28 protein-coding genes are annotated in these 20,504 nt (G+C 41.4%); 4 read left to right on the forward strand and 24 right to left on the reverse strand.

Going from position 1 to position 20,504, the window contains the following annotated elements:
- The 22 genes from R7P67_RS11175 to R7P67_RS11280 form a co-directional block, all read right to left on the reverse strand.
- Nucleotides 1-363, reverse strand: coding sequence for a hypothetical protein (locus tag R7P67_RS11175; protein ID WP_213869119.1), 363 nt, complete (start codon nucleotides 361-363; stop codon nucleotides 1-3).
- A 154-nt stretch (nucleotides 364-517) separates the two neighbouring features.
- Nucleotides 518-961 carry a hypothetical protein gene (locus tag R7P67_RS11180; protein WP_054729496.1) on the reverse strand — a complete coding sequence of 148 codons (444 nt, stop codon included), beginning with the start codon at nucleotides 959-961 and terminating at the stop codon, nucleotides 518-520.
- Entirely contained in the window at nucleotides 951-1,271 is a 321-nt protein-coding gene (locus R7P67_RS11185; protein WP_054729492.1) for a hypothetical protein, read from the reverse strand. Before R7P67_RS11185 ends, R7P67_RS11180 begins: the two co-directional genes overlap by 11 nt.
- Nucleotides 1,268-1,849, reverse strand: a complete 582-nt coding sequence (locus R7P67_RS11190; protein WP_085569527.1) for a hypothetical protein — start codon at nucleotides 1,847-1,849, stop codon at nucleotides 1,268-1,270. The genes R7P67_RS11185 and R7P67_RS11190 overlap by 4 nt, the downstream gene beginning before the upstream one ends.
- Nucleotides 1,846-3,117, reverse strand: a complete 1,272-nt coding sequence (locus tag R7P67_RS11195) for a hypothetical protein (protein ID WP_213869118.1) — start codon at nucleotides 3,115-3,117, stop codon at nucleotides 1,846-1,848. Before R7P67_RS11195 ends, R7P67_RS11190 begins: the two co-directional genes overlap by 4 nt.
- A 159-nt stretch (nucleotides 3,118-3,276) precedes the next feature.
- Complete coding sequence (locus R7P67_RS11200) at nucleotides 3,277-3,639, reverse strand: hypothetical protein (protein WP_085569529.1); 363 nt, start codon at nucleotides 3,637-3,639, stop codon at nucleotides 3,277-3,279.
- Nucleotides 3,639-4,076, reverse strand: coding sequence for a hypothetical protein (locus R7P67_RS11205; RefSeq protein ID WP_005495347.1), 438 nt, complete (start codon nucleotides 4,074-4,076; stop codon nucleotides 3,639-3,641). Before R7P67_RS11205 ends, R7P67_RS11200 begins: the two co-directional genes overlap by 1 nt.
- Nucleotides 4,076-5,107, reverse strand: a complete 1,032-nt coding sequence (locus tag R7P67_RS11210; protein WP_213869117.1) for a hypothetical protein — start codon at nucleotides 5,105-5,107, stop codon at nucleotides 4,076-4,078. Before R7P67_RS11210 ends, R7P67_RS11205 begins: the two co-directional genes overlap by 1 nt.
- Entirely contained in the window at nucleotides 5,100-5,510 is a 411-nt protein-coding gene (locus R7P67_RS11215; protein ID WP_085569531.1) for a hypothetical protein, read from the reverse strand. The genes R7P67_RS11210 and R7P67_RS11215 overlap by 8 nt, the downstream gene beginning before the upstream one ends.
- Nucleotides 5,503-6,039: a hypothetical protein gene (locus R7P67_RS11220; RefSeq protein ID WP_021453462.1), complete on the reverse strand. Its 537-nt coding sequence runs from the start codon at nucleotides 6,037-6,039 to the stop codon at nucleotides 5,503-5,505. Before R7P67_RS11220 ends, R7P67_RS11215 begins: the two co-directional genes overlap by 8 nt.
- The gene (locus tag R7P67_RS11225; RefSeq protein ID WP_139832014.1) at nucleotides 6,039-6,338 is read right to left on the reverse strand and encodes a hypothetical protein; all 300 of its coding nucleotides are present in this window, start codon (nucleotides 6,336-6,338) and stop codon (nucleotides 6,039-6,041) included. Before R7P67_RS11225 ends, R7P67_RS11220 begins: the two co-directional genes overlap by 1 nt.
- Nucleotides 6,339-6,386: 48 nt before the next feature.
- Nucleotides 6,387-7,313 carry a hypothetical protein gene (locus tag R7P67_RS11230; protein ID WP_021454014.1) on the reverse strand — a complete coding sequence of 309 codons (927 nt, stop codon included), beginning with the start codon at nucleotides 7,311-7,313 and terminating at the stop codon, nucleotides 6,387-6,389.
- Between the two features lie 111 nt (nucleotides 7,314-7,424).
- On the reverse strand, nucleotides 7,425-8,087 hold the full coding sequence (locus tag R7P67_RS11235) for a hypothetical protein (RefSeq protein WP_054702409.1): 663 nt from the start codon (nucleotides 8,085-8,087) through the stop codon (nucleotides 7,425-7,427).
- Between the two features lie 61 nt (nucleotides 8,088-8,148).
- The gene (locus tag R7P67_RS11240) at nucleotides 8,149-9,051 is read right to left on the reverse strand and encodes a hypothetical protein (RefSeq protein ID WP_213869116.1); all 903 of its coding nucleotides are present in this window, start codon (nucleotides 9,049-9,051) and stop codon (nucleotides 8,149-8,151) included.
- Complete coding sequence (locus R7P67_RS11245; protein WP_139832015.1) at nucleotides 9,048-9,542, reverse strand: hypothetical protein; 495 nt, start codon at nucleotides 9,540-9,542, stop codon at nucleotides 9,048-9,050. Before R7P67_RS11245 ends, R7P67_RS11240 begins: the two co-directional genes overlap by 4 nt.
- Nucleotides 9,543-9,554: 12 nt before the next feature.
- Nucleotides 9,555-10,622, reverse strand: coding sequence for a hypothetical protein (locus R7P67_RS11250; RefSeq protein WP_053321104.1), 1,068 nt, complete (start codon nucleotides 10,620-10,622; stop codon nucleotides 9,555-9,557).
- Nucleotides 10,622-12,061, reverse strand: coding sequence for a phage terminase large subunit (locus tag R7P67_RS11255; RefSeq protein ID WP_079878697.1), 1,440 nt, complete (start codon nucleotides 12,059-12,061; stop codon nucleotides 10,622-10,624). Before R7P67_RS11255 ends, R7P67_RS11250 begins: the two co-directional genes overlap by 1 nt.
- On the reverse strand, nucleotides 12,039-12,527 hold the full coding sequence (locus R7P67_RS11260) for a hypothetical protein (protein WP_025525850.1): 489 nt from the start codon (nucleotides 12,525-12,527) through the stop codon (nucleotides 12,039-12,041). The genes R7P67_RS11255 and R7P67_RS11260 overlap by 23 nt, the downstream gene beginning before the upstream one ends.
- Before the next feature lie 282 nt (nucleotides 12,528-12,809).
- Complete coding sequence (locus R7P67_RS11265) at nucleotides 12,810-12,941, reverse strand: hypothetical protein (protein ID WP_318085965.1); 132 nt, start codon at nucleotides 12,939-12,941, stop codon at nucleotides 12,810-12,812.
- Nucleotides 12,938-13,690, reverse strand: a complete 753-nt coding sequence (locus tag R7P67_RS11270) for a peptidoglycan-binding protein (protein ID WP_258495021.1) — start codon at nucleotides 13,688-13,690, stop codon at nucleotides 12,938-12,940. The genes R7P67_RS11265 and R7P67_RS11270 overlap by 4 nt, the downstream gene beginning before the upstream one ends.
- A 583-nt stretch (nucleotides 13,691-14,273) precedes the next feature.
- Nucleotides 14,274-14,747: a GNAT family N-acetyltransferase gene (locus tag R7P67_RS11275; protein ID WP_054729469.1), complete on the reverse strand. Its 474-nt coding sequence runs from the start codon at nucleotides 14,745-14,747 to the stop codon at nucleotides 14,274-14,276.
- Nucleotides 14,748-14,778: 31 nt separating this feature from the next.
- Nucleotides 14,779-16,467 (reverse strand): SgrR family transcriptional regulator, encoded by a 1,689-nt coding sequence (locus tag R7P67_RS11280; RefSeq protein WP_149191845.1) that lies wholly within the window; start codon nucleotides 16,465-16,467, stop codon nucleotides 14,779-14,781.
- An 836-nt stretch (nucleotides 16,468-17,303) separates the two neighbouring features.
- On the opposite strand from R7P67_RS11280, the gene R7P67_RS11285 reads away from it, so the two are divergent.
- Entirely contained in the window at nucleotides 17,304-17,546 is a 243-nt protein-coding gene (locus R7P67_RS11285; protein WP_139832016.1) for a hypothetical protein, read from the forward strand.
- 95 nt (nucleotides 17,547-17,641) lie between these two features.
- Here the strand turns inward: R7P67_RS11285 and R7P67_RS11290 are convergent, their stop codons facing one another.
- Nucleotides 17,642-17,974 (reverse strand): YegP family protein, encoded by a 333-nt coding sequence (locus R7P67_RS11290; RefSeq protein WP_054702441.1) that lies wholly within the window; start codon nucleotides 17,972-17,974, stop codon nucleotides 17,642-17,644.
- A gap of 294 nt (nucleotides 17,975-18,268) precedes the next feature.
- Here R7P67_RS11290 and R7P67_RS11295 point away from each other — a divergent pair, with 294 nt between their 5' ends.
- The 3 genes from R7P67_RS11295 to R7P67_RS11305 all read left to right on the forward strand — a co-directional run bounded on the left by R7P67_RS11295 (nucleotide 18,269) and on the right by R7P67_RS11305 (nucleotide 19,936).
- A complete protein-coding gene (locus tag R7P67_RS11295) occupies nucleotides 18,269-18,964 on the forward strand; it encodes an AHH domain-containing protein (protein WP_171343258.1) in 696 nt (231 codons plus the stop codon).
- Complete coding sequence (locus tag R7P67_RS11300; protein ID WP_213869113.1) at nucleotides 18,964-19,533, forward strand: hypothetical protein; 570 nt, start codon at nucleotides 18,964-18,966, stop codon at nucleotides 19,531-19,533. The genes R7P67_RS11295 and R7P67_RS11300 overlap by 1 nt, the downstream gene beginning before the upstream one ends.
- Before the next feature lie 193 nt (nucleotides 19,534-19,726).
- Nucleotides 19,727-19,936 carry a hypothetical protein gene (locus R7P67_RS11305; protein ID WP_054702452.1) on the forward strand — a complete coding sequence of 70 codons (210 nt, stop codon included), beginning with the start codon at nucleotides 19,727-19,729 and terminating at the stop codon, nucleotides 19,934-19,936.
- Between the two features lie 225 nt (nucleotides 19,937-20,161).
- Here the strand turns inward: R7P67_RS11305 and R7P67_RS11310 are convergent, their stop codons facing one another.
- A complete protein-coding gene (locus R7P67_RS11310; RefSeq protein ID WP_165439064.1) occupies nucleotides 20,162-20,326 on the reverse strand; it encodes a hypothetical protein in 165 nt (54 codons plus the stop codon).
- Nucleotides 20,327-20,504 lie beyond the last annotated feature (178 nt).

Consider the following 20,504-nt stretch of genomic DNA (forward strand, 5'->3'; position numbering starts at 1 on the left):
TTACCTCAGTTTTAAATCTTCGAGATCTGATTTGAGTTGTTCAAGTTGGCTCTTGGCACCTTCATCAAGCACTCGTACCTCTCCAACTGCTGGTGAACCAGAGCCGCCTGTAACGGACACCACAACGTTTTGACCTGCAATTGATATAGCCTGTTCAGCAATGCCAATCGCCTTGTCTATGATTGTCTGAGCGTCTACCTGAGTATTTGTGATATAGATTGAGAACTCTTCGCCCATGATGAGAAAGCCTTCACTGTCAGCTTTCCCTGCGGATACGTTGATTACATCGTTTGGCCGGTAGGTTTCACCATTAACTTCTACTTCTAATCGTTCATTTGATATCTTTGCTTTGAGCAAATTCATGTCATGACTCCAAAAGCGACCTATGTAATGTTCTGGTATCAGAATGGATAATCCTGGCTCTCTTGAGATGGCACTTCTGGTATCAGATGTATTCACCTGCAGCGACCGGTACCCACGATTGTGGTATCACTTCCGGTTTTAAGCTCATTTGAGGCTATTGAAACGAAAGCGACCCCTTGAAAGTTTGGGTCGCTAAATCGTAGTCGCCGTCAATGGCAACGATGCGGGTGCCGTTGTATGGATAGTTGAGTTGGGGAATGTGGTTGCAGACAAAACGATAAGAGTCAGTGACAATTGTTCGATTTGCTCTTTCTAAGATGTTTTCCGTTTTCACGAAATCACCAGCGTTAACATCTAGTGTAAAACCAAGCTCTTCGAGGAAATCTGTTGCGCAGCTAATTGCCCTCGACCTTGGTTGGAGCTCTTCTAGAAACTCTGCGCCTTGAATCATCTGTTTGGGCACTTCATCATATTTGGCGAAAGTGTAGCCTAGCGTTGTGGGTACGAGTTCAGGCAAAGAGGAAGCGTAAAAGTGGTTTCTCTCCCAATATTCCATCGAGAGAAGATAATCACTGTTTAGCGTAGCTCTAACTCTCATTTCTGATCCCTAGCAGCGCGTAACCGTCACCGCGTTTTCTGGTGGCGTATTTACCATTAGGTTTGATGTAGAAATCGCCATTTTCATAAACAGGCAAAAACAGTTTTTCGAATATTAAGGCAACTTGCATTTCTTCGTATCCTGTCATCTCGGTTTGGTTTACCGTAACTACCGTTAGTGGCTCACCGTCGACCGACAGCTCGTTAACGATTTGAGGAAGACTTCGAGCAATAAATGACTCTACCTTTCCCACTTCGTACCAAGTGAAATCATCAACTGCAATCCCCATTAGAACCAGATTTGTACTCATGTTAAAACCTCAACTGTTTTGGGAATGTTGGTTACTTGGTTTTGCGATGACGAACTACCAATAATTGATGTGTCACCTTTTTGCATTTCGAAAGTTAAGACTTTTTCTGTCGTATCCGATTTGGTCGCCAACGTCATGTTTAATAGCGTGCCACCAATAATCACCATTTCTGGACTAAAAAAGGAAACTCGCGGTAACGAATCTTGCTTTTGGAAAAGCCAACTAGCTAAACCAATCATGGCGTTTATAAAGTCACTACTACTGCTTCGGAGCGTTATAGTCGAAGTGTTGATGTTCCCCTTTAACACTGGCGTACCACCAGCAACGTCGATACTTTTAACGACGGACTGTTTGTATCCGTCCGGTATCATGCCGATTAAGTCTCCAATTATTGGAATAGGAATTGGCGTAGTATTTCGCAAGTCTTGATATTCTCTGGTCAGAGCCTTAATGCGCGCCTGATCGTCTTTCGTTAGATCAGCCTTGGCGTCTAGTTCAAGTAGTTCCTTTTGCTCTTCGCTCGACAACGTATCATCGAGATAAATAAGGAACAGCGGAGGTGCTTTCTCTGAAATCATTTCAACGGCCCTACGTCTGTTCTGGTTTTGTTGTTGCGTGACTCTTTCTCAGCAATATCAACCATCATTTGGTTAATCTCGCTCCCACGCTTTTCAACGTAATCACCAAACATTTGCATTGGGGTTTTACCTGTTGCGGCCTCAATTGGCGTATAGGTACCAAACTGAATAAGTTTGTCGAAAAACGCCTCCCAAGTTTCCATGCTATTGATTGGCTGCTGTCCAGCTTTGATTAGATCGCTGCCTCGTTTGGCTAACTCGCTAGCGTAAGATATGGTGCTTTTGACAAAAGAGTTTTCTACTTTAACAGCGGCTATTTCTGCTTCATCGGCAATGATCTTGCCTTTTACTTTGAGATCCAAAACATCCAAGTTTGCTTGAATGCGTTTAGCCTCGGAAGCTTCGGAAGAAACCACCGCTTGGGCTTGGCCTTGCGTCACACCGTCTATAATTTTCTTTTCAAAAGCCTTGGCGTCACCGATTGCCAAAATGCTTGATGATTTGTCAGAGCGATTTAGCGCTTTGTCTAGTTCCTCTGTCCTTACTTTTGAGCCAAGCATTGTGTCCATGATGTTCTGAAAGGTAAGGTCTTTATTTTCTGCGAGTAATGCTTTGAAAGGTTTCATGAATCTTGAGGCCAGCAATGCATCTTCATCACCGAAAACATCATTCATGTATTGGGCTGCAACTTCCGGTTTAAGCTTTGCCATTGTTCCTACAAAATCCAGAAACGCATTCTCAATACCGTTTTGGTTTGCTGCCTCTTTGTACGATGCCATTTCTGGACGCTCTAGGGCACCAACAAAACCAGAAAAAATACCTCGAATGTCAGATTGATCTAGACGAGCAGATATACCAACCGCACTAAGTGCAGCGTAGCGCCCTCTGTTAATGCCTAAAGCATCAGCCGTATCGCTAATGTCCGACATTTCATTTAAGCGCTCTCTGGCTATTTGGGCGTATTCCTCTGCGCCTTGAAAAGCTTTAGTGGCTATATCCTTTGCCACACCAGCCGCCGTTGCAATCGCTTCACTGGCAAGATTGGCACCAGTAAGAATCATGAAGCCTTGTAACTTACCAAGTTTAGATTTTACTTTTTGACTGCCCTTTTCAGCTCCCTTCTCGAAGCCTTTACCGAACCAAAACTCAAAGTCATCTGCTGCCTGTTTTGAAGCACGCCGAAGCTGCACTTCCATTTTTTTCGACTCTTCTTTCATTTTGCGTTCATCGAGCCTAGGAGCGAGGATAAATTCTGAACTAGCCGCCATTAGCCATCTCCTCCTGTTGTTTTAACTGTCGATAAGCTTTTCGCAAAATCAGGCCAATAAGATCGCCGCCGTCGATATCGGGACTATTCTCGATAATGTCAGCGGCAAACCCATCACCAGCGACTCGGAACTTAGCAAGTTCCTCAAGTTCGGTAGGGCTTAGAAAAAAAGCCCTGCGTCTTTTAGCGTCGAGCACTTAACCAAAGTTTCCAACACCATTTCTGCAAGTTCTGGCAACTCGTAGTTGTCGATGCTCGAAGCGTCGATTGACATACCATGTTTATTTTCATGGACAGCCACCAGCGCCATCATGTCGTAATAGTCAATTCGCTGAAATTCCATTAAATCCATGATGACCGTTTTCTTGTTTTCCGCATCCAGCGAAGTGAAATACTGTTTTGCTTGGTCGTGATCGACAAGTCCTTGAATGCGCATGGTTCTAGCGCGTGGAAGGTGAAGCATGAACCCTAAATAAGCCATATAAGCATTCCATGCTTTTGAGCCTTTAAATTTAGCTATCATTACGCCACCGCTTTAAATTCATCTTTGAAGTTTTTAGGCGCGACTTGAATCGTCAATTCAACGTCTAACGTAGATTCGGATTCATTAGCAGTGCCATTGCGAGGATCGTTTTTCAAAATACATTGCTTGGAAACAAGAGTTCGTCCGTTTTTCTTGTTGTACGATGTGAACTGAAAACGTTCTTCGCCTAAGAACAATTTTACGTAAAGCTCCAAATGCTGTTGAGATACGTTTCGAAGCTTTACTGATAGCTCGATAGGCTGAGTTAATCCGGTACCGACAATTTCACCGTCACCATAACCATTAGGATCGCAAAACATCTGCACTACCTTTTGGTTGTTTCGTCCAAGCTCAATCACCGAGATATAGCTGTATTCCTCACCGTCATAAACAACGGTAGTTTCCATTTCCCCAATTCGAAAATTGCTGCCAGCCATTATTGAGCCTCCGTTACTTCAATTCTTGCACGCCAAATAGGTTCAGCGTCTTTCACTTCTGCTTTACCACCAACCACATATTGCTCATCAGATTTGACGATGGAAATGTAGTTATTTGCATCAGGATCTAAGTAGAAATATGGGAAGCCTTCGTAAGTCTCGATAACTTCGGACGCGGCCTCTTCAATGTTTACTCGCTGAACGGCTGTATTGTTAGGTTCGTTGGTTTGAATGTAAGAGGTGATCGCCTCTTGCGTTTTTAGCTGCGCTTGACGGTCGATGTAGACTTTAGTAATTGCGGAACCACCATTACCAAAGAAGCCTAAAGTCGGCCCATCAGAGCCATTCAAGAAGAAAGAAATACGCTTGTTAAACAAATCGTCGGCTTTGCCTACAGTAAACACTACTGACGCAGAATTGGATGAATCAAGCACGTAGTATTGGCAATTTCGCCAGTAAGCTTGTGACAGTAATCGACCAAACGCTTCATAGCATCCAGTGTATGAACCCGCATCATCAAGAAAGACGGTATCTTTCATCGCGATTTGTTCAGCCAATGCTTCGTCGCTGGTGGCGTATGCTCTCACGCCGTCAAAATCCATAAAGTCGATAGCTTGCGCCGTGGCAATATCAATCTCTTTAGAAAAGCAAAGCGTAAAGTAATCGGTCGGATCAAAGTCGATTGCATCTGTGCTTTCTGGATCAACTTCATCTGCAAGAATTAGCAAATAGAGTTTCTCTAAGCCACCAGTCATCAAGTATTGAACTTCTGTATTTGCCGTGTAATTGGCAATAAGCGTCGGATCATAAATTGGCACTACTTTGTATAACGCAGGGTCAATAATATCGCGTGTTGCCTTGGCCGGTTTTTTACTGGTTTTTACTGGGGCTTCCTCGCCATCTTCCGCTGGTGGCGTGTAACTACCAGTAACCATAACTAGGCATTTATACAAAAAACTGTAGTCGGCCTCTGTAGCGGATTGAGCTTCGCTGATGCTCACCGCATAATCGAAAACAAGTGTATTACTCATAGTCTATCCACTTAAAATGTTTGATTTTTTCGCGTGTTTTGTCGAACTCGATTTCGCACGCAAAGTGAAATTCTTTAACCACTGAAAGGACGCCAACAGAGAGCCAATCGGATGAGGCTTCCATGTTTACTGAAGCCAGTGAGGTTTTACTGCCACTTCGCTTTTTATAGCGATCAAACTTGCTACCTAGGACGCCAAAAACAGGCTTATCTCGCCCCATATCAGCGAGCGACAATCGAATGATCCCAAAAAAGCGAATGTGTGATTCAGAGAAGTACTGCTCACGCACACTTAGGTATTCGACATAAACAATGTCAGCACCGTCATGTAACGCCCCAGCCCAATCAACCGCCTTCAGACCGAAAATATTGCGGATCTCATCATGTAGAGCTTTTCTAAACATACTGAGCCTTTATCGAGTTAAAGAATGAGCCTGTATCGACCATAGGCCAGTCAAAACCTTTACCTTGAACGTTGTATCCGTTGTAACCGGTCCCGCCCTTAATCGTTGTTCGAGCGTTGCTGCCATAGTCTTTTCGCATTATCGGGTTGCGCACTAAAGCGCGGGCCGCGCTCTCAATACGACGAATCATTTCAGGGCTTACTGAGCCAGCATTGAATAGCCTTATCAGTTCGTTGGTGACTCGGATAACATCTTGGTTTTGAAAATGACTTTCCGCTTTTGAGAAAACCCCGTAACGGGTGTCCATGTATTCGGCAAGTTTGGTCATTTTTAGGTTGGTCTTACCTTGGGTACCAGTCTTAACCCGAGACGCTTGCTTTCCTTGAAACGATTTAAGTGGTTTTTCGTGGTCAGCCATTCTTGCCGTTTTGCTTTTGTCTAAAACGCCAATTCGAATATGGTGGGAATTAAAGTCTTTCACCTCTTTTTCTAAATTGGTGAAATCCAGTTCAATGTCCAACGTGAACATTAAAACCCTCCGCCAATGATTGGAATTCGGGCAGGTTTCACAACAGGCTGTTTATCAGAAAGAGAGCACCCGTTAGCCTCTGCCAGCGCCTTTAAGCGAACCAGAGTGAAACGTTTATTACTATCTTGAGAAACTCGTTCAATTAGCACCTTTTGTGAAAACTGATAGCACTCACATTCACCTTCTGGATTTGCATTGATAGCGTTGGCAAAATCAATCTCATCCTGAAGCATTGCTTCTGATCCGCAGTTTCGAAGTATTGTGTCGATGAGAATTTGTGAATCTTCGGAAATCATCATTATCTCCAAAAGAAAAGGGACTCAACAATGAGCCCCTACTTTGACCGATTATTTATTTGCTTCTTTCGCACGCTCTTTCAAAGCGCGAGACGCTGCAGTTTCAGTGAGCTGGTAAACGTAAGAACCTTTAGCCTCAAGCTCGTTAGCTGCACTTTCATAAGTAAATAAGCTTTTTTGAACCAAACCGTGATCGCCAGATTCTTTTGAGTAAATACCGGGTACTGAACCATGGTGGTTATTTACTGCTGGTCGGTAAGTCAATGAAATATGAGAGCTAGTCCCTAGAATGGATGGAACCTCTAACATTTTCACGTTCTCATAAGCTCGTTGTACCGCAGACTTTCCCGTTACCACGTCACCACCAGACGACGTGATAGGCTTGCGCATAATTGCTGCAATATCTGATGTGTAACTTAAAGTCATGTTTACGTGATCGGCTTCGCCTAGGCCAAGAGCTTTGGCTTGCTCTTCGTAAATGGCGTTAATCACCGTTAGTACGCCAGAAATATCCGATACGGTTACTACTGTTTCATCATACTCAATGGCATTTTTATTTTGCATCATGCCACTGTTACCGTGTTTGCCATGGAAGTGCTCATAGTCGTATTGCATCAATAGGCGGTTTAAAAGACCCGCATTGATGTTTACGTCATTGACGTTCTGCATGCTAGACAAGCGAAATTCAATGTGAGTAGGTTGACGATGGTAAGAGAACTCAACCTCTTTTGCATGCGCTTGAGCCAACTCAGTTGTTGACGGCGTTAACGCCTCAGCAAACTTATCGTCTGGGAACTTACCAGTCACATCATAGTTAATATGAATTACTGTTGCCTGTTGTAATTTACCATCTGAGTAATCTTCATCAGTGCCTGCGAGATTGGCGGTGTAAGGTACGTATGTGCGCTTGTTGCTACCCATGATTTTTGCATTGTAGCGACGCTCGACCTTTGATTTACATACAACGTTAGTTGCCATATCTTGATTTCCTTCTGGTATCAAAAAAGGGCTTGCCGGTCATCCTGGCTAAGCCCTTTTGGTATCAAATTAATGTTGATCTCACTCTGCATAGTGTGAGTTTGGCGTCAGTTATTTTTTCGCTGTAGAGCGAGAGACGGTTTTAGAATCCGCACTTTCTGACGTTGGCGCACCGGCTGGAGCAGAAGCTGCAACCCAGCCCGCGTCTTGACGTTCGTAAGGCGAGCCATCCTCAGGCGCTTCTTCCACACCACCAATATCAGCAGGTACTAATGTTACGTCACCCGTTTTGCCATTTACACTCGTTACGCCAGCTGCGCCATCAGATCCCACAGGAGCAGAGCCACCATAAAGTGTCACTAAAACGCAGCCCTCAACGATTTCGCAATTTTCATCCAAACCGTTAATGTCTAGTTCGTCAATTTTACCCATGATGACAGTCGAGTCAGCGGTGCCAATCGACACCACTTCACCAGTGGTATTATCAACGGCAAAGCCATTACCAGCCGCTAGCGTCATACCATCTTTTACACGAACAGGAATGCCCTTACCTTGCTCAACAACACCCGTTACCTTACGGATGTTACAAAGGTCGTGGACTGCGAACCCAGCAAATGCAGAGCCATTAAACAAAGCTACTTTAGGTTGTTCACCACTAACAGCTACAGAGGAAACCGCAACGCCAGCGACCAAATCACCTTCAAACGCACAAGGGGAAACGACGTCACTATTACCAGAGTAACGAGTGGCACCTAAAGGAATTTCACGAGCCATGATGCTCTCCTTATTTCTAGAATTGATTATTTTGATTTAAATGTACGAATTGAGCTTTCGGTTACGCAGGTTCGGCGTTGTTTGCCTGTTGGCCCATTTCGAAAATAGAGCCGTAGTCCTTCATGGCCTCACTATCTTTTGTGACAGAGACTTCACGACCACCTTCTTCCAGCTTGCCTTTGTTAAACATTGATCGTTCAATCAAAGGCCATGCAAGCTTGCGATCAATTTCGTGAGACTTAATGCCGTCTTTGATGATTTTTTCTTTAACCGTATTGCGGTCACGCTCTTCTAACAAATCGAGCATTTTTTCATTTTTGAAAAAGGCGCGAACCGTGGCAGCCGCAAGACCCTGAGCGCGTTCAGCCGGTGTCTTAGCCCATTTTTCAACATCTTCTTTGACTTCCTTAATATCAAACCAATCAGGAAACATTTCAGAGTTGTCTTCCATGAACTTGTCGAATTCAAGGTTGAACTTAATAGCGTCAGTTAAGTCCGCCTCTGTGTTCTCTTCTTCATTCTGCTTTTCTAGGCGTTGCTGAAGTTTTGCAAGAATGTCATCATCTTCATTTCCAGCCGTTGGCTTGCCACCCAACAGTTCAAGCAGTTTATCGACATCAGGCGTAGCATTAGGCTGCTGCTGTTGACCTCCGGTCAATAATTGCAAAAGCAACTCTGATGCATCATCTTTAGGTTGTTGTGGCTTACCACCAGCCAATAACTGCAATAATTGCGCATTCGAGTCGGTTGGTTGCTGACCACCACTCAAGAGCTGTAACAGTTTCGGATTAATCGCATTTTGCTGCTGACCAGTAGCACCACTTAAAAACGCAATTAATTGCTGCGTTGGATCCTGTTGTTGATTACCACTCAAAAGCGCGATTAGTGGGTTTTGTTGTTCGTTGCTAAATTGGTTTTGATTACCGCCGGCCAATAGTAGTGCAAGTAATTGATGTAAATTCATGCTGCTTTACCTCGATTGATTTTATTAACAATTTGCTGAGCGTGAGATTGCCCAGATGTAATCTTCATTCCGCACTGACAGTTGTACTCAACCCCAAGCCCTAATTGTTCAGCCTGTTTAATGGTCATGCGTTTACCGTAGTGCAGAGCGTGCGTGGCGCGTTCCTCTTCTGCTGAAGATGGTTGCCACTCAATGGTGATTTCGTCGGCGTGTTCTGAGCTTGAGAGGGTTTGAACAATCTCGCTGCTGAGCGTGCCAGTCATTGTGTTTTTGATGTTTGCTGCAAAATCCAAGTTTGATTTGTTTTTGGATTTTTCCAGCCTTTTGATCGTCATGTAGGCATTGGACTTGGCGTCCATGAGAATTGAATATTTATTGATGAGTTTTAGCTGTTCACGCTGCATTCCTCCATGCTCATTGTAAATACGCTCAAAATTGATCCCAAACCAATCGAGTAGGTTTTCAGCCATTGTGTAGGGATACAGATACATGCTGTCCCCTTACTAATTTTTGCTAATTCCTAGCTCGGCAATGGGTAGAACGGTTTCAACCATTTTTCGCTTTTCGTCGTCAGTGAAAAGCGAGCTCATTTCAATTGAATTTAAGAAATTGGATATTTCTGGCAATTGTTCAATGTCGGGCTTAATCATAAAATCGGCACCAAAGACCGATTCAAATACGCCCCTTAGTACCTCGTTAAAATCACGTACTGAAGCCAAGCGGTTTTGCTTGCGGTCACCATCACCCGTTGAATTAAGGGAGCCGACCAACTGACCGTTAATAAATGACATTGGACGGCCTGTTGCGTTACAGATTAGAGAGTAAGCGTACTCAAGCTGCTCCTTGACGGGCTTAACATCGACCTTTGGCATTTCTAAAGCCGATTGAGCATCAATGTACGCCACACTGCTTTTCTTAAGCGCATCGTTGATTTTATTGATTTGCGTTTCGACTGCCGTTAGCACCTCTTTGTCTGAAATGAGTTCGCTCAAATCACTAATCTTCAGAAGTACAGCCCCGCCAACACGTATTAGCTTTGCTGCACCAACGATGGCATCAAACACCATTCCGAAATAGGCCTCTAACAATTCTGTCCGATGGAATTCTTCAAAATCCAACTCAACAAAATCGAGCTTATTTACTTTTTTAGAGAAAACGGTATACGTGCGCTCTTCGAAATAGAAAGCGTGCTCACGACCGTGGATTGGCCGCTTACGAAGCACAACCTTGCTCTCCTCCGACATAGCCTCAATGACGTAATACATCAAACCACGCTGTAGTTTTGGTGAGTGAGAATCGTAAATCGTTTTTGAAAAATCCGAGCTTCCTATCTCATCTGGTATTGCGACAATTTCTAACGTCACATACATAATGCGCGAATAGAGCTCTCGAATAGCTATTTCAATATATCGCTCTCTTGCCAATGAGAACGGGTCAAATTCAGTAATAACCGGGAGCAATCGTGGGTCTTTGGCGCGAAGGAACTGGTAATATTTTTCAAAATCCTGTTTTTTGTCAGGAGGCGACTCAGAACCACCAGCTTTATCTTCTGGCTCGTCAAATATGCCCATTAGTGTCTACCTCTTATTTTGATCTTGTCTGAAACAATACCGCTTCTTACGGCGCAGTTTGTTGTAGCGTCCGGTGCATCATCATGCTCAGCGTCTTTATTAAATTTCTTGTGTTGGGTGAGCCATTCTTGATTTGACCAGTTTTCAACAAGGCGCAAACGCATTAAGTTCAAAAACGCTCCGACACGAAATATCCTGTCGTGCTTATTACCTAGCGTTGTACGTGGTATGGCATCAATGCCACGAACGGAGAAATAATCCTGAGGTGCTGTCCCGACTCCGTTGTCCTCGTAATAAAACTCAACAACCGGAAACGAATTGATTTTTTCGGCAATTTGGTCAATCGCTGAGTTCCAAGAATGAGGAAAGCAATATCCCCACGCGAATACGTATCCGCGAGTCTGGGAAACGAAGGATAGAGCCGTAAAGTCGCCGCCTTTGTAGGAAGGGTCCAAAAAGGCAACACACGGCAACAGCTCTTCATCTTCCTCAGCTGTAACCACCGGCGTTTCTGCGAATGGGTAGCCGGAAATTTTCGGTGAAGGCTCACCAAGCCAAACGTGTGGCCAAGTAACCTCGCCTCTCTCCCTTTCTGCTTGTTCAAGTAATTGGGTGTCTTGGTAGCGTTTAGGTAAATCGAAAATGTTGATGTGCTTAATGACCGCGCGATCACCAAATGATCGCACTTTCGAGATTACCGGGTCTTCTGCAAAGTTAGGGTTCATTGCGAAGAAGAAACGAGCTTCTGTTAAGTCAACCTCTTCCGCACCAAATGCCAATCTCAACAGGCGCTCATATTCAGACGTAAACGAAACATTGCCTGAACGGTTTACTGTAGGGAAAAGCACATCAAGAGAGTCTTGTGAAGCATCCTGCGCTTCGTCCATGAAGACCATGCGCACTTTATGCTTACCCTTAATTTTGTTTACTTGGCTAAATGCTGTTTTGCCGCCTGTGGAGCGCAAGCCAGTAAATGCAAATTCAACATTCGTTAGTTTGTTGATGATTTTGCTATGGGTAATTTTGAAATATTGTTCAAGACCAGCCTGCTTGATTAAGTCACTAACGACTGAGTGAACGGAATCTTCAATTGAAGTCTGGATTTCACGTAAAACCAAAAAAAGCGAATCGCGGTATTTTTCCTCAAACGATTGTTCAAGCATGTAACAGATAATTGCGAAGGTTTTACCAGAACCGCGGCCACCTTTTAAAACGATGTACTTAGCAGCTTCATCACCGAATATCTTTCGGTAAATAGGAGGAATGCTAAATTTCTCTTTAGTCTTTAAAAGCATTTTCTTAGAAAACGCTTTTATCATTCTCCGTAGGTGTAATGCCTCTTTTTTGTTATTTCGTCTTTCTAGTTTTCCTATCAGGCCGTCAACATCGACCTTAGCCAAGATCTCTACAACTTCTTCAGGAGTTATCTGTTGACTCATCGTTAGTCTCTACTTCTAAAAAGGCTTTTAGTGCACTCCCCAGGTCCTGAGTAATGTCCTCAAGTTCTAAATCGTCGAAATCATCTGGCAAATCATCTTCCTTGTAATTCTCACGATAATTTTTCGGGTCCAGTCTTCGAAGGCGAAATTGAAGCAGCGAATCTGAATAACGGCGAATAGGGACTATCTTGCTAATGGTCTTTCCGTCCTGAGTAACCTTTAGTGATTTGTAGTCAACGACACCATTAATGGCTCTTCGGTCAGCTTCCTTTTCAAGCTTCTCAATTAAGTCTGCTTTTGCGTCTTCTAACTGCTGAGCGAACGTAGGGTCGTTTTCAGAATAGTGATAAATAGAGCGACGATTGTAACCAGCGTTTTTAGCAGCCTCGCCTATAGTCGCTCCCTGTTCTAATGCTTCAAAAAATCGCTTGTCTCGTGCCCTCGTTCGTTTCGTCTGTCTGGACACTGAAAATCTCCAAATTTAGAAAATCTTTATTTTCGTTAAATGCGCTTTTGCTCTTTCTAGTGAAAAATGAGAAAAATAAAAATTAAAAAAAGCCGCAGCCGCTCCCATGATGTGGGAGTAGCAAAACGGCTTTTTCTAAAATCGTGATTTCCGAAAAGTGCACTTTTGATGCTTTTCGTTTGGGCTTGATATTCGTTTTGAACTAAAAGCGCATAGAAATAAACAACTAGATACTACTTTCTATAAGCTTTTGGGGAGTTATTGAGTACGCACAAGTACTCCTCAAAAACCGCTATCGTCAATTTTTACCGTGTTCTTGCACTGCGAGCCACTTACTGCCCCGTTCTCGACATAGGCTACCGATGTGCAACCATTGATGAGTAGTACAAACACAACCACTGCTAAAGTTTTCATGCTTCGCCCCAATAAAATACTGCTTCAATTTTCTTCCATGTGTTTTTTCCGACAATTCCATCATTGGAAAGGCCGTATTTTTGCTGAAACTTTTTGACACTCGCTTCGGTCCCATTACCGAATACTCCATCAGAATTTAAGCCGAGGTTTAGCTGTAGCTCTCGCACATCAGTACCACGGGAACCATTTCTTAGAGTACTTCTATCCAGTGACGCTCCAAACCCAAGTTTTAATGCGCGCTCAAAGTCGTGCGCGTATCCAGCGATAGTTTCCGATCTGTCTACTCCATTTATGATGCGGCGAGCATTTGTATAATCGGGAGTTTCTTGGTCTAAATAATCAGAGTATTTTTTGCCAGTAAACAAGCCAGTAGCCATACCAAGTAATGTAGCTTGCGCAGAGTAGATTGGAGTTAGGAGTAAATCGGGGTTATTTACTAGATCAACACCCTGCTCTAACGTGTCAGTGTTAAATAACAATTTGCTGAGACGTTCATAATTATATTTCCATGTCACCTGAACATCGCCACGACCGTAATAGGCTTGCCCAGTTACAGGGTCCAAGACCCCATATTCATGACCCACACCTTTACCGTCTTCCTCGACAGGCTGCATGTTATATGCTGTTTCGTGATAGACCGTTGCTAATGAGTAAGCTAAGTAGCTCAGAGGGATGTGCATACGTTTAGAACGCAGCAAAAAATAGGTAAGTATGTATCGATCACATCCTAATGATTGTGCTTTTGTCATTTCCCCTCGAAAAAAAACGGCGTTTATACGTGTCGATATCCCTTGTTGAGACAAGAAATTGAGCATGGTATTTCCTTTTTCCCGAATCCAAAGAAAAAGGCCACCCATTTATGAGTAGCCTTTACAGTACGTTCCAAAACCGTGATACGTTTGCATCCTTATAGAACACAATTTTTAACTTCTTCTTGCGCCTTTACTCTGCTCAGTCCCTTACCATAAACTTTGTTTGGAGGGTCTCCGGTATAAAGTAAAATAATAAATACCGCAATAAACAGGAGAACTAGAGAGAGTAGAAGATGAGTAAACCCAACCCATCCCTTTGATTCAGCGATACTGCAACAAATACACGCCACTACGACGAGCAGCATTAAAGCCCAAATATTCACCTTCACCTCTAAAAATTAACCACAATAAATTAAAGGTTAACTGTATGGATGTGTGCGCTTGTCAGTTATAAGAAAAAACCTAAACTGTGGTTTAAAAGGAGGTTAGATAGCTTAGAACAGTGAGTTGCGAAGTCTCATGCTGTCACAATAGACCAAAAAATTCGTAACGAATACCTTTTTATGCAACTTAAAACAGCTTATCTATCAGAACTGAAAATCAGCTCTATCTCATCGTCAAGCCTTCTTCCCGTTGGTATAAAACCCAGACGTTGATACAAAGAGAGCGCATTACCTTCCTCTTTATCCATAGTGGTTAGAGATACACCTTGTAACCCTATGAGTGACGCGTATTGTTTACTGAAATTTACTGCTTTCTTTCCTAGTCCATAACCTTGAAAGCGACGGTCAACCATTAAACGCCACACATATAAATGATCTTTTTGAAAGTGCTCATCGAACTCTTCAAGGACTCTAGGGTCGATTAGCGAAATTAAGCCTGCGGCTTTATCATTGATATATATTCCGTAACTAATGCTATCTTCATTAAAGCTTGCTTGTGCAATCCACTCTGCATTACTAGCGATAAGATGACTTTGAGACTCTCCGACTTTGAGATCGATTACTTGGTCGACAATATTACTATTCACTTTCAAGAAACTAATTTTATCCATACTTTTCACCTCAAGAATTTATACCTAGAATTTAACTATTTGAAATCCAAACTCTTGTTAAAGGTATTCCTCCTGCATTATCAGGATAGGTACCTTTGACATTATCACTAATTTGATAACTATTATGTTCGCGCCAAAGTGGCATAGAAATGCAGTTCTGAATAAGCCAATCTTCACAACGGTATAGTTGCGCTAAAAGGTCGTTTCTGTCACAACATTTCAATAGTAATGTATCAATGAATGAAACTAATCTTGTTTTTATATTTTCGGGAACCGAATACTCTATGGTTTCACTACATAACAACCACTTGTAGTAAGAGAAAAAGAGGTCATCCTGAGGAACATAACCAGTAATATCGACATCAAACTCCCCTACATTCCTATCAGCCAAAGACACTTCTTTAATATTTAAACCCTGCTTTTTAAGATATTGAATAAGAGCAATTCTTTTTACTTCTTTTTCTTTTGGTGAGACAAACCGAACAGAGCGCTGTGGTAGCTTACATTCTACAGGTGGAAGATTGAAAACTTTATCTTGATGATAACTAGTTACAGAGTTGGCCACGGGAAAAAGATCTGAAGCAGTTTGTTCGCAAAATACCCTCACATTCTGCATAATCCACGCCCGCTCTTCCAAAGTTAATCCATTTTCAAAACAGTTGAACTCTAATGACTCGCAGCCACTATTTAGAGGGAAAACAACTCCTTTATCGATATCTTTGTTAAACGTACCGTTATGTACGATAAATTTATCTTCAGGTACTTTATGGGCATCTATGCTCCAAAACTCTGCTCGGCTGATAATCGGCCTTTCAGAAAAATAATGTGTATTGCTTGCTAGTGTCCAGTTTGTCGAGCTAAAACTCTCTAACTTGAATGGACCAGTTCCATACGGAGGGGAACTATCATCTCTTCTTTCCAAATAAATAGATGAACTAAGTTCGGCCAAAAGGTGCAGTATTGTTGGGTCTAAATGAGACATATGTAAGATCACCCAATTACTATTCGACGTTACATCTTTAATATGGCGGTATAGCAAGCTTAAGATGTCGTTCGCTTCAATCCTGTTTTTGATGCAAACCTCTATGTGCGTGGGTGTAAGTCGCTCACCATTATGAAAATAGATGTCAGGTCTAATACGCAGCCATAACTCGTTACCACGATATTCGTAATGGTGTGCTAAATGAGGACGAATTTGCCCTGAAGACTGATCATACTTCAATAGCGTATCGAACATAGATTCTATGTACAGCTTTGACCTCGCATACTGTACCTTTAGAGGGTGCAACTCGGGCAAAGTGTATGGAACAAGTGAAAGCAAAGTGTTCTTAGAGCTTTCACTATTATCAATAAGATAATGAGCTAAATTTCCATAGAAAGTATCAAGGTAGTCAAACCTACTGGCTAGATCTGCAGCATCAGATAGCCGACCTTTAGTGCAGAGATGCTTTAAGGTTTCATCTAGTGCCCCCTCAAAACCCGTTAGAATTTTTAGTACAGACTTGTTTCCTCTTCCTTTGCCCGAGACCCAGTGCAACCATCCTTTTTCGGACATTTTTTTCATTATTTTTGGAACATTTCTAATCGAACACTCTAACTGAACAGATAAACTAGAAGTGTCGACTTTATGTTCATAGCAGATCGTGTATATCGAACATAATTTCTCAAATGTTTTCAAGCTAACCGTTGACACAAAAGGTGAACTTTTTTCTTTTTTCATGACAGTTTTTTTTCCCAGAAAACAGAGGATAATGAATATTAAAAATAGTAATAGAGGTTATAACATGTGTCCATTAAGCTATACATATCACACACTAAATGCAAAGGATTTAATAAAAGACAACAACTTATCTCAATCTCCACATCCTACAGTGAAGAATAATAAAAAAGCAAATCGATGGATTGTATTTTTTATTACGTCTATTATTTTAATAATATTATCATGAGCAAATTACTTGTAGTTTTACTTGTCTTGTTCCTAGCTTCACAATTCAATTTAAATCAAGAAAGAAAACATATAATATCATATAAATCCGAAGTGAATAAAAGGATAATTTTAACAAAAAAGTAATAGACCTAATACTATGATAAGATTATATTTTGAACTTAGAGTTTCCTTTGCTGTCTTACACTCACTTTAAAGAAACTTAAAGCCGTTTTATGATTAAAAAAAGCCTATTCTTGTACCTAGTAATCATACCATTCTCTTCGTTCTGTTTGGCTTCTCCATCCAAGAGTTTTGAAGGAGTTGTTTTAAATAACAAGGCCACTCAATTAAAAGATGTTTGGATTAGAATAAATAACAATAAAGTAAATGGTTATCTTGGTTGTAACTATCTAAAAGGTGAGGTTTCATTCACTGACGATAAAGTCTACTTAAAATGGTTTGTAAAAAGTAATGTTTTATGTCCAGTTACTATTCGGTATAAAGAGCAAGATATCATAAAATCAATGAAAATAATGAACCTTAAAAATGAGGATGGAAAAAGCTCTATTAAAGGAAGTTATGGAAACTATGTAATTCTATTCAATTAACCTTTAACTTTGGAATGTAACATGTACAAAATAAGAAGTTCAAACATTTTTATAATAACTTCATTCTCCCTAATGTCTGGATGTGCAGGTCTTGCCTGCGAATTACGTAGTGATTCCTCACTAACAGGAGAAAACAGCCATGAAAACTGTGTAAATAGAGTATCGAAACATATTCAAGAAAACGAAAAAGAAAAAGAGAGGAAAGAAAGAAACTTATTAGACAAGCAGTTATCTGAATCTCTTAAAAAATACAATGTAAGATGACGAACCTTAGATAACATACGTCACTCTTTTCATTAGCATTCATTCTAACCCTATCGGTGGTTGCTATTAACCACCGATAAGGTTGTCTAGCGCTATTATGTTAGATCTTCGATTGGAGCATTAGGCGCGTTGGTTTTTACCGACTCAATGCCTTTATCTCTAGATGCAGAGCTTTCATAAGATTGGCTTGTCCCTATCACTTGGTGATTCATTGCCTTTAGGTTAAACATGTATTTACCAGCAGAGGTCTCTTTCCTTTCATATTGAGAGTCGTAAGGAGAGTTGGTTTTTACTGAATCAATCCCGTTTTCACAGTTTGCTTTTGCTGTATAACCTTCACTAGCCAAAATGTTCTGTCCATTAGCTGCTTTTAAACGAAAACGAAACTCACCCGCGCTATCTTTATAAATTTCAAATTTTCCTGACATAGAACCCTCACAAACTATTGATAGAATTACGATTAAAAAATTAATACTCATATACAGTCATATAAAATGTAATCCCTTTTTCAAACTTTTCAATTAAGTTTGTCAATAAGCAGGCATCTGTCTCATTCATCCTTTATTTGGCTCACTTAACACAGAACTAACTAGCTCTCATCAATAGAGTTATAAACAAACAAAGGTAATTTTGAGAGGTAATTTAAATATCGGTAAATTCGCATTGATGCATAATTTAGTTGTGCATATGGTAAGCGCACTATCGTAAATGGAGATTATGTTGTGCAACCTAGAGGCAAACCACTTTCTGTACCACTACGTCCCAAAAATCCGACGGCACTTGAACTAGCTGTACACCGATATGAGGTTTCAGCTATTAAACTTTATAATCAAAGTTTGGATGAGAGCGACCCTAAATCTTTAAAAGCATCTCAAGAAGATTTGAAACACCTCAAAACTTTGAGACGTAGCTTAAGCGCACAGGTATCATTACAAAAACAACTTACAGAATATCAAGAGCGAAGCGCAGCTACTTCGCCAGACGATTTAATGGATGAACCTCACCACCCAACCCGTGTTTTAGCTAGAAACCTAACCAGTATCGGTGAAATCAAGCCAACCAAACGACATGATCCTCATCATATTATTATGGGGGCTGGGCAGTTTAGAAAAATGGAAATGATGCTGGCAAGACTCAACCTTCATACGTTTGGTCTTGGAATCAACGACCCATCCAATGGTGTTTGGTTGCCTCGAAATGTAAAAGACAAAGGACATTGGAGCTCTCCAAATGCTGAAGCACATAAGAAAATTCATCGTTATAACTATGAGACATGGATAGTGACACATTTGAGTAATGACTCTCTTAAAAAAGATGTATTCCTTAATCGTCTTCGTAATATCAAAATTAAATTGAAAACTTCTACTTACCCCGAAGGTATGATTTCTAACAAAAACCCGAATTGGAATGGTGAATAATGAACGTCTACCAATTGAAAGAGATGCCGCATGATTACAAGGCTTTGCAATTAGGCCCAACGGAACTCTTCGGAGCCATAGGTAAACAACATCTAATGACGATACACCGTCAACGCTCCCAAAACACGTCATTGGTAGATATCTGGAAAAATGTATCCGCTTCATTCGATGACGTTTTAGGAACTAACACTGACATCCCTGATGTGTCGTTATGGTCAATGACTTACCTTGTACTATCCCACCATTCTTACGAAATATTAAAGCCAAGCTTGGAAAATGAAGGTGAGTTTCTATTGGTAACTGTCGGTGAAGAACAAGTTTATATCTTTAACTGCCTCTCTTTTGGCCAAGAAGACGAATCTGTTTGCGTGAAGAAGTATCTTGATGGAATCGCAGATGGTTACGAAACACTTTATTTTGAAGAATCTGACATCGAGACGCGATACCTGTTTAAATCACGACTTGAAGGTTGCCAAAGACTGTATGCTACTGAATCTTTTAAACGCTTATGTGACCACCACGAGTTGCGTGGACTTCGATTTGAAGAAGAACTGCTGAGCGTGTTTTAGATGTAGAACTATCGTTCGTTTTGGAACACAATGGTTCTTCTCCGTTCAACTGTAGTTTTTGTAGCACTTTTATGTCGTGGCTTGCTTCATCAGTTTTAGCGCATAAGGCTAAGCCAGATAGAACGCTAGAGCATGAAAGTGCTATATTGAACACATCACGTCTTCAAGCCTCCCAAAAAAAAGGAATAATACTATGCCGACCTATCAGATCACTTACTTCAATGAAAAATGCGGCGTAATAGATAGTGAGGCTATCTTCATGAAAAGTCTAACGAATGCCAAGCGTTCTGCTGAGCATCATGCGCCAAAAGACATCAAGCAAATTGAAATCAAAGATTTAATGGGCAAAGTGCTGAGTCGATTAACGCTTGATGAGGGCTGGATTGATAACAACGAAGAGTGATATTACTTAGCAATCATGGTTCGTTTGGAGTGTCATCAATAAATACACAGGCTTGATTAGTTTTTCGTATTAACCTTTGACACAGTTTAATTTGTTTGTCTGTCAAAGCCTGTTCACGGTTGAGTTGATCGAGTAAACCTGCAAGCATGTCTCTGTCCAAGTTACTCAGTTTTTCAGAATGTATGAGGAGTGTCGTATTGATAAGTTCAGAGAGGTTTCTTGAGCTCACAATCCCCATTCCTTATCCCACTTCTTTTGTTCCTCAATCTCTTCTATTCGTTTGCGGACATCCTTTCTCTTTAACTCTTCTGGTATCCGCTTAATCCCTTTTCCTTTCGGATTAAGATCAAGTTGTTTCTGCTTTTGTGTCGGTTTAAGTAACTTGCTCACATATAATCCTATTTTTTAATGGTCAACTTAATTTCACACCACATCCATGTTGGCTATGAAATAGACAATGATACTACACAAGTCAGCACAAAATGGACACAAGCGTGTTATACGTTTATCTAAATTAGCTAAACTTAAAATTAATTAAGATAAGATTACCTCAATTAATTGTGGAATT

It is taken from the genome of Vibrio sp. Vb0937 (assembly GCF_033338855.1).

Bases quoted from the DNA above. Each gene is read 5' to 3' on its own strand.
- R7P67_RS11240 (WP_213869116.1), bottom strand. From the start codon at position 9,051: ATGAATTTACATCAATTACTTGCACTACTATTGGCCGGCGGTAATCAA.
- R7P67_RS11300 (WP_213869113.1), top strand. From the start codon at position 18,964: ATGAACGTCTACCAATTGAAAGAGATGCCGCATGATTACAAGGCTTTG.
- R7P67_RS11185 (WP_054729492.1), bottom strand. From the start codon at position 1,271: ATGAGTACAAATCTGGTTCTAATGGGGATTGCAGTTGATGATTTCACT.
- R7P67_RS11210 (WP_213869117.1), bottom strand. From the start codon at position 5,107: ATGAGTAATACACTTGTTTTCGATTATGCGGTGAGCATCAGCGAAGCT.
- R7P67_RS11280 (WP_149191845.1), bottom strand. From the start codon at position 16,467: ATGAAAAAAGAAAAAAGTTCACCTTTTGTGTCAACGGTTAGCTTGAAA.
- R7P67_RS11205 (WP_005495347.1), bottom strand. From the start codon at position 4,076: ATGGCTGGCAGCAATTTTCGAATTGGGGAAATGGAAACTACCGTTGTT.
- R7P67_RS11215 (WP_085569531.1), bottom strand. From the start codon at position 5,510: ATGTTTAGAAAAGCTCTACATGATGAGATCCGCAATATTTTCGGTCTG.
- R7P67_RS11200 (WP_085569529.1), bottom strand. From the start codon at position 3,639: ATGATAGCTAAATTTAAAGGCTCAAAAGCATGGAATGCTTATATGGCT.
- R7P67_RS11255 (WP_079878697.1), bottom strand. From the start codon at position 12,061: ATGAGTCAACAGATAACTCCTGAAGAAGTTGTAGAGATCTTGGCTAAG.
- R7P67_RS11285 (WP_139832016.1), top strand. From the start codon at position 17,304: ATGTACAAAATAAGAAGTTCAAACATTTTTATAATAACTTCATTCTCC.
- R7P67_RS11245 (WP_139832015.1), bottom strand. From the start codon at position 9,542: ATGTATCTGTATCCCTACACAATGGCTGAAAACCTACTCGATTGGTTT.
- R7P67_RS11180 (WP_054729496.1), bottom strand. From the start codon at position 961: ATGAGAGTTAGAGCTACGCTAAACAGTGATTATCTTCTCTCGATGGAA.
- R7P67_RS11270 (WP_258495021.1), bottom strand. From the start codon at position 13,690: ATGACAAAAGCACAATCATTAGGATGTGATCGATACATACTTACCTAT.
- R7P67_RS11230 (WP_021454014.1), bottom strand. From the start codon at position 7,313: ATGGCAACTAACGTTGTATGTAAATCAAAGGTCGAGCGTCGCTACAAT.
- R7P67_RS11195 (WP_213869118.1), bottom strand. From the start codon at position 3,117: ATGGCGGCTAGTTCAGAATTTATCCTCGCTCCTAGGCTCGATGAACGC.
- R7P67_RS11190 (WP_085569527.1), bottom strand. From the start codon at position 1,849: ATGATTTCAGAGAAAGCACCTCCGCTGTTCCTTATTTATCTCGATGAT.
- R7P67_RS11250 (WP_053321104.1), bottom strand. From the start codon at position 10,622: ATGGGCATATTTGACGAGCCAGAAGATAAAGCTGGTGGTTCTGAGTCG.
- R7P67_RS11220 (WP_021453462.1), bottom strand. From the start codon at position 6,039: ATGTTCACGTTGGACATTGAACTGGATTTCACCAATTTAGAAAAAGAG.
- R7P67_RS11265 (WP_318085965.1), bottom strand. From the start codon at position 12,941: ATGAAAACTTTAGCAGTGGTTGTGTTTGTACTACTCATCAATGGTTGC.
- R7P67_RS11305 (WP_054702452.1), top strand. From the start codon at position 19,727: ATGCCGACCTATCAGATCACTTACTTCAATGAAAAATGCGGCGTAATA.
- R7P67_RS11225 (WP_139832014.1), bottom strand. From the start codon at position 6,338: ATGATGATTTCCGAAGATTCACAAATTCTCATCGACACAATACTTCGA.
- R7P67_RS11235 (WP_054702409.1), bottom strand. From the start codon at position 8,087: ATGGCTCGTGAAATTCCTTTAGGTGCCACTCGTTACTCTGGTAATAGT.
- R7P67_RS11275 (WP_054729469.1), bottom strand. From the start codon at position 14,747: ATGGATAAAATTAGTTTCTTGAAAGTGAATAGTAATATTGTCGACCAA.
- R7P67_RS11175 (WP_213869119.1), bottom strand. From the start codon at position 363: ATGAATTTGCTCAAAGCAAAGATATCAAATGAACGATTAGAAGTAGAA.
- R7P67_RS11290 (WP_054702441.1), bottom strand. From the start codon at position 17,974: ATGTCAGGAAAATTTGAAATTTATAAAGATAGCGCGGGTGAGTTTCGT.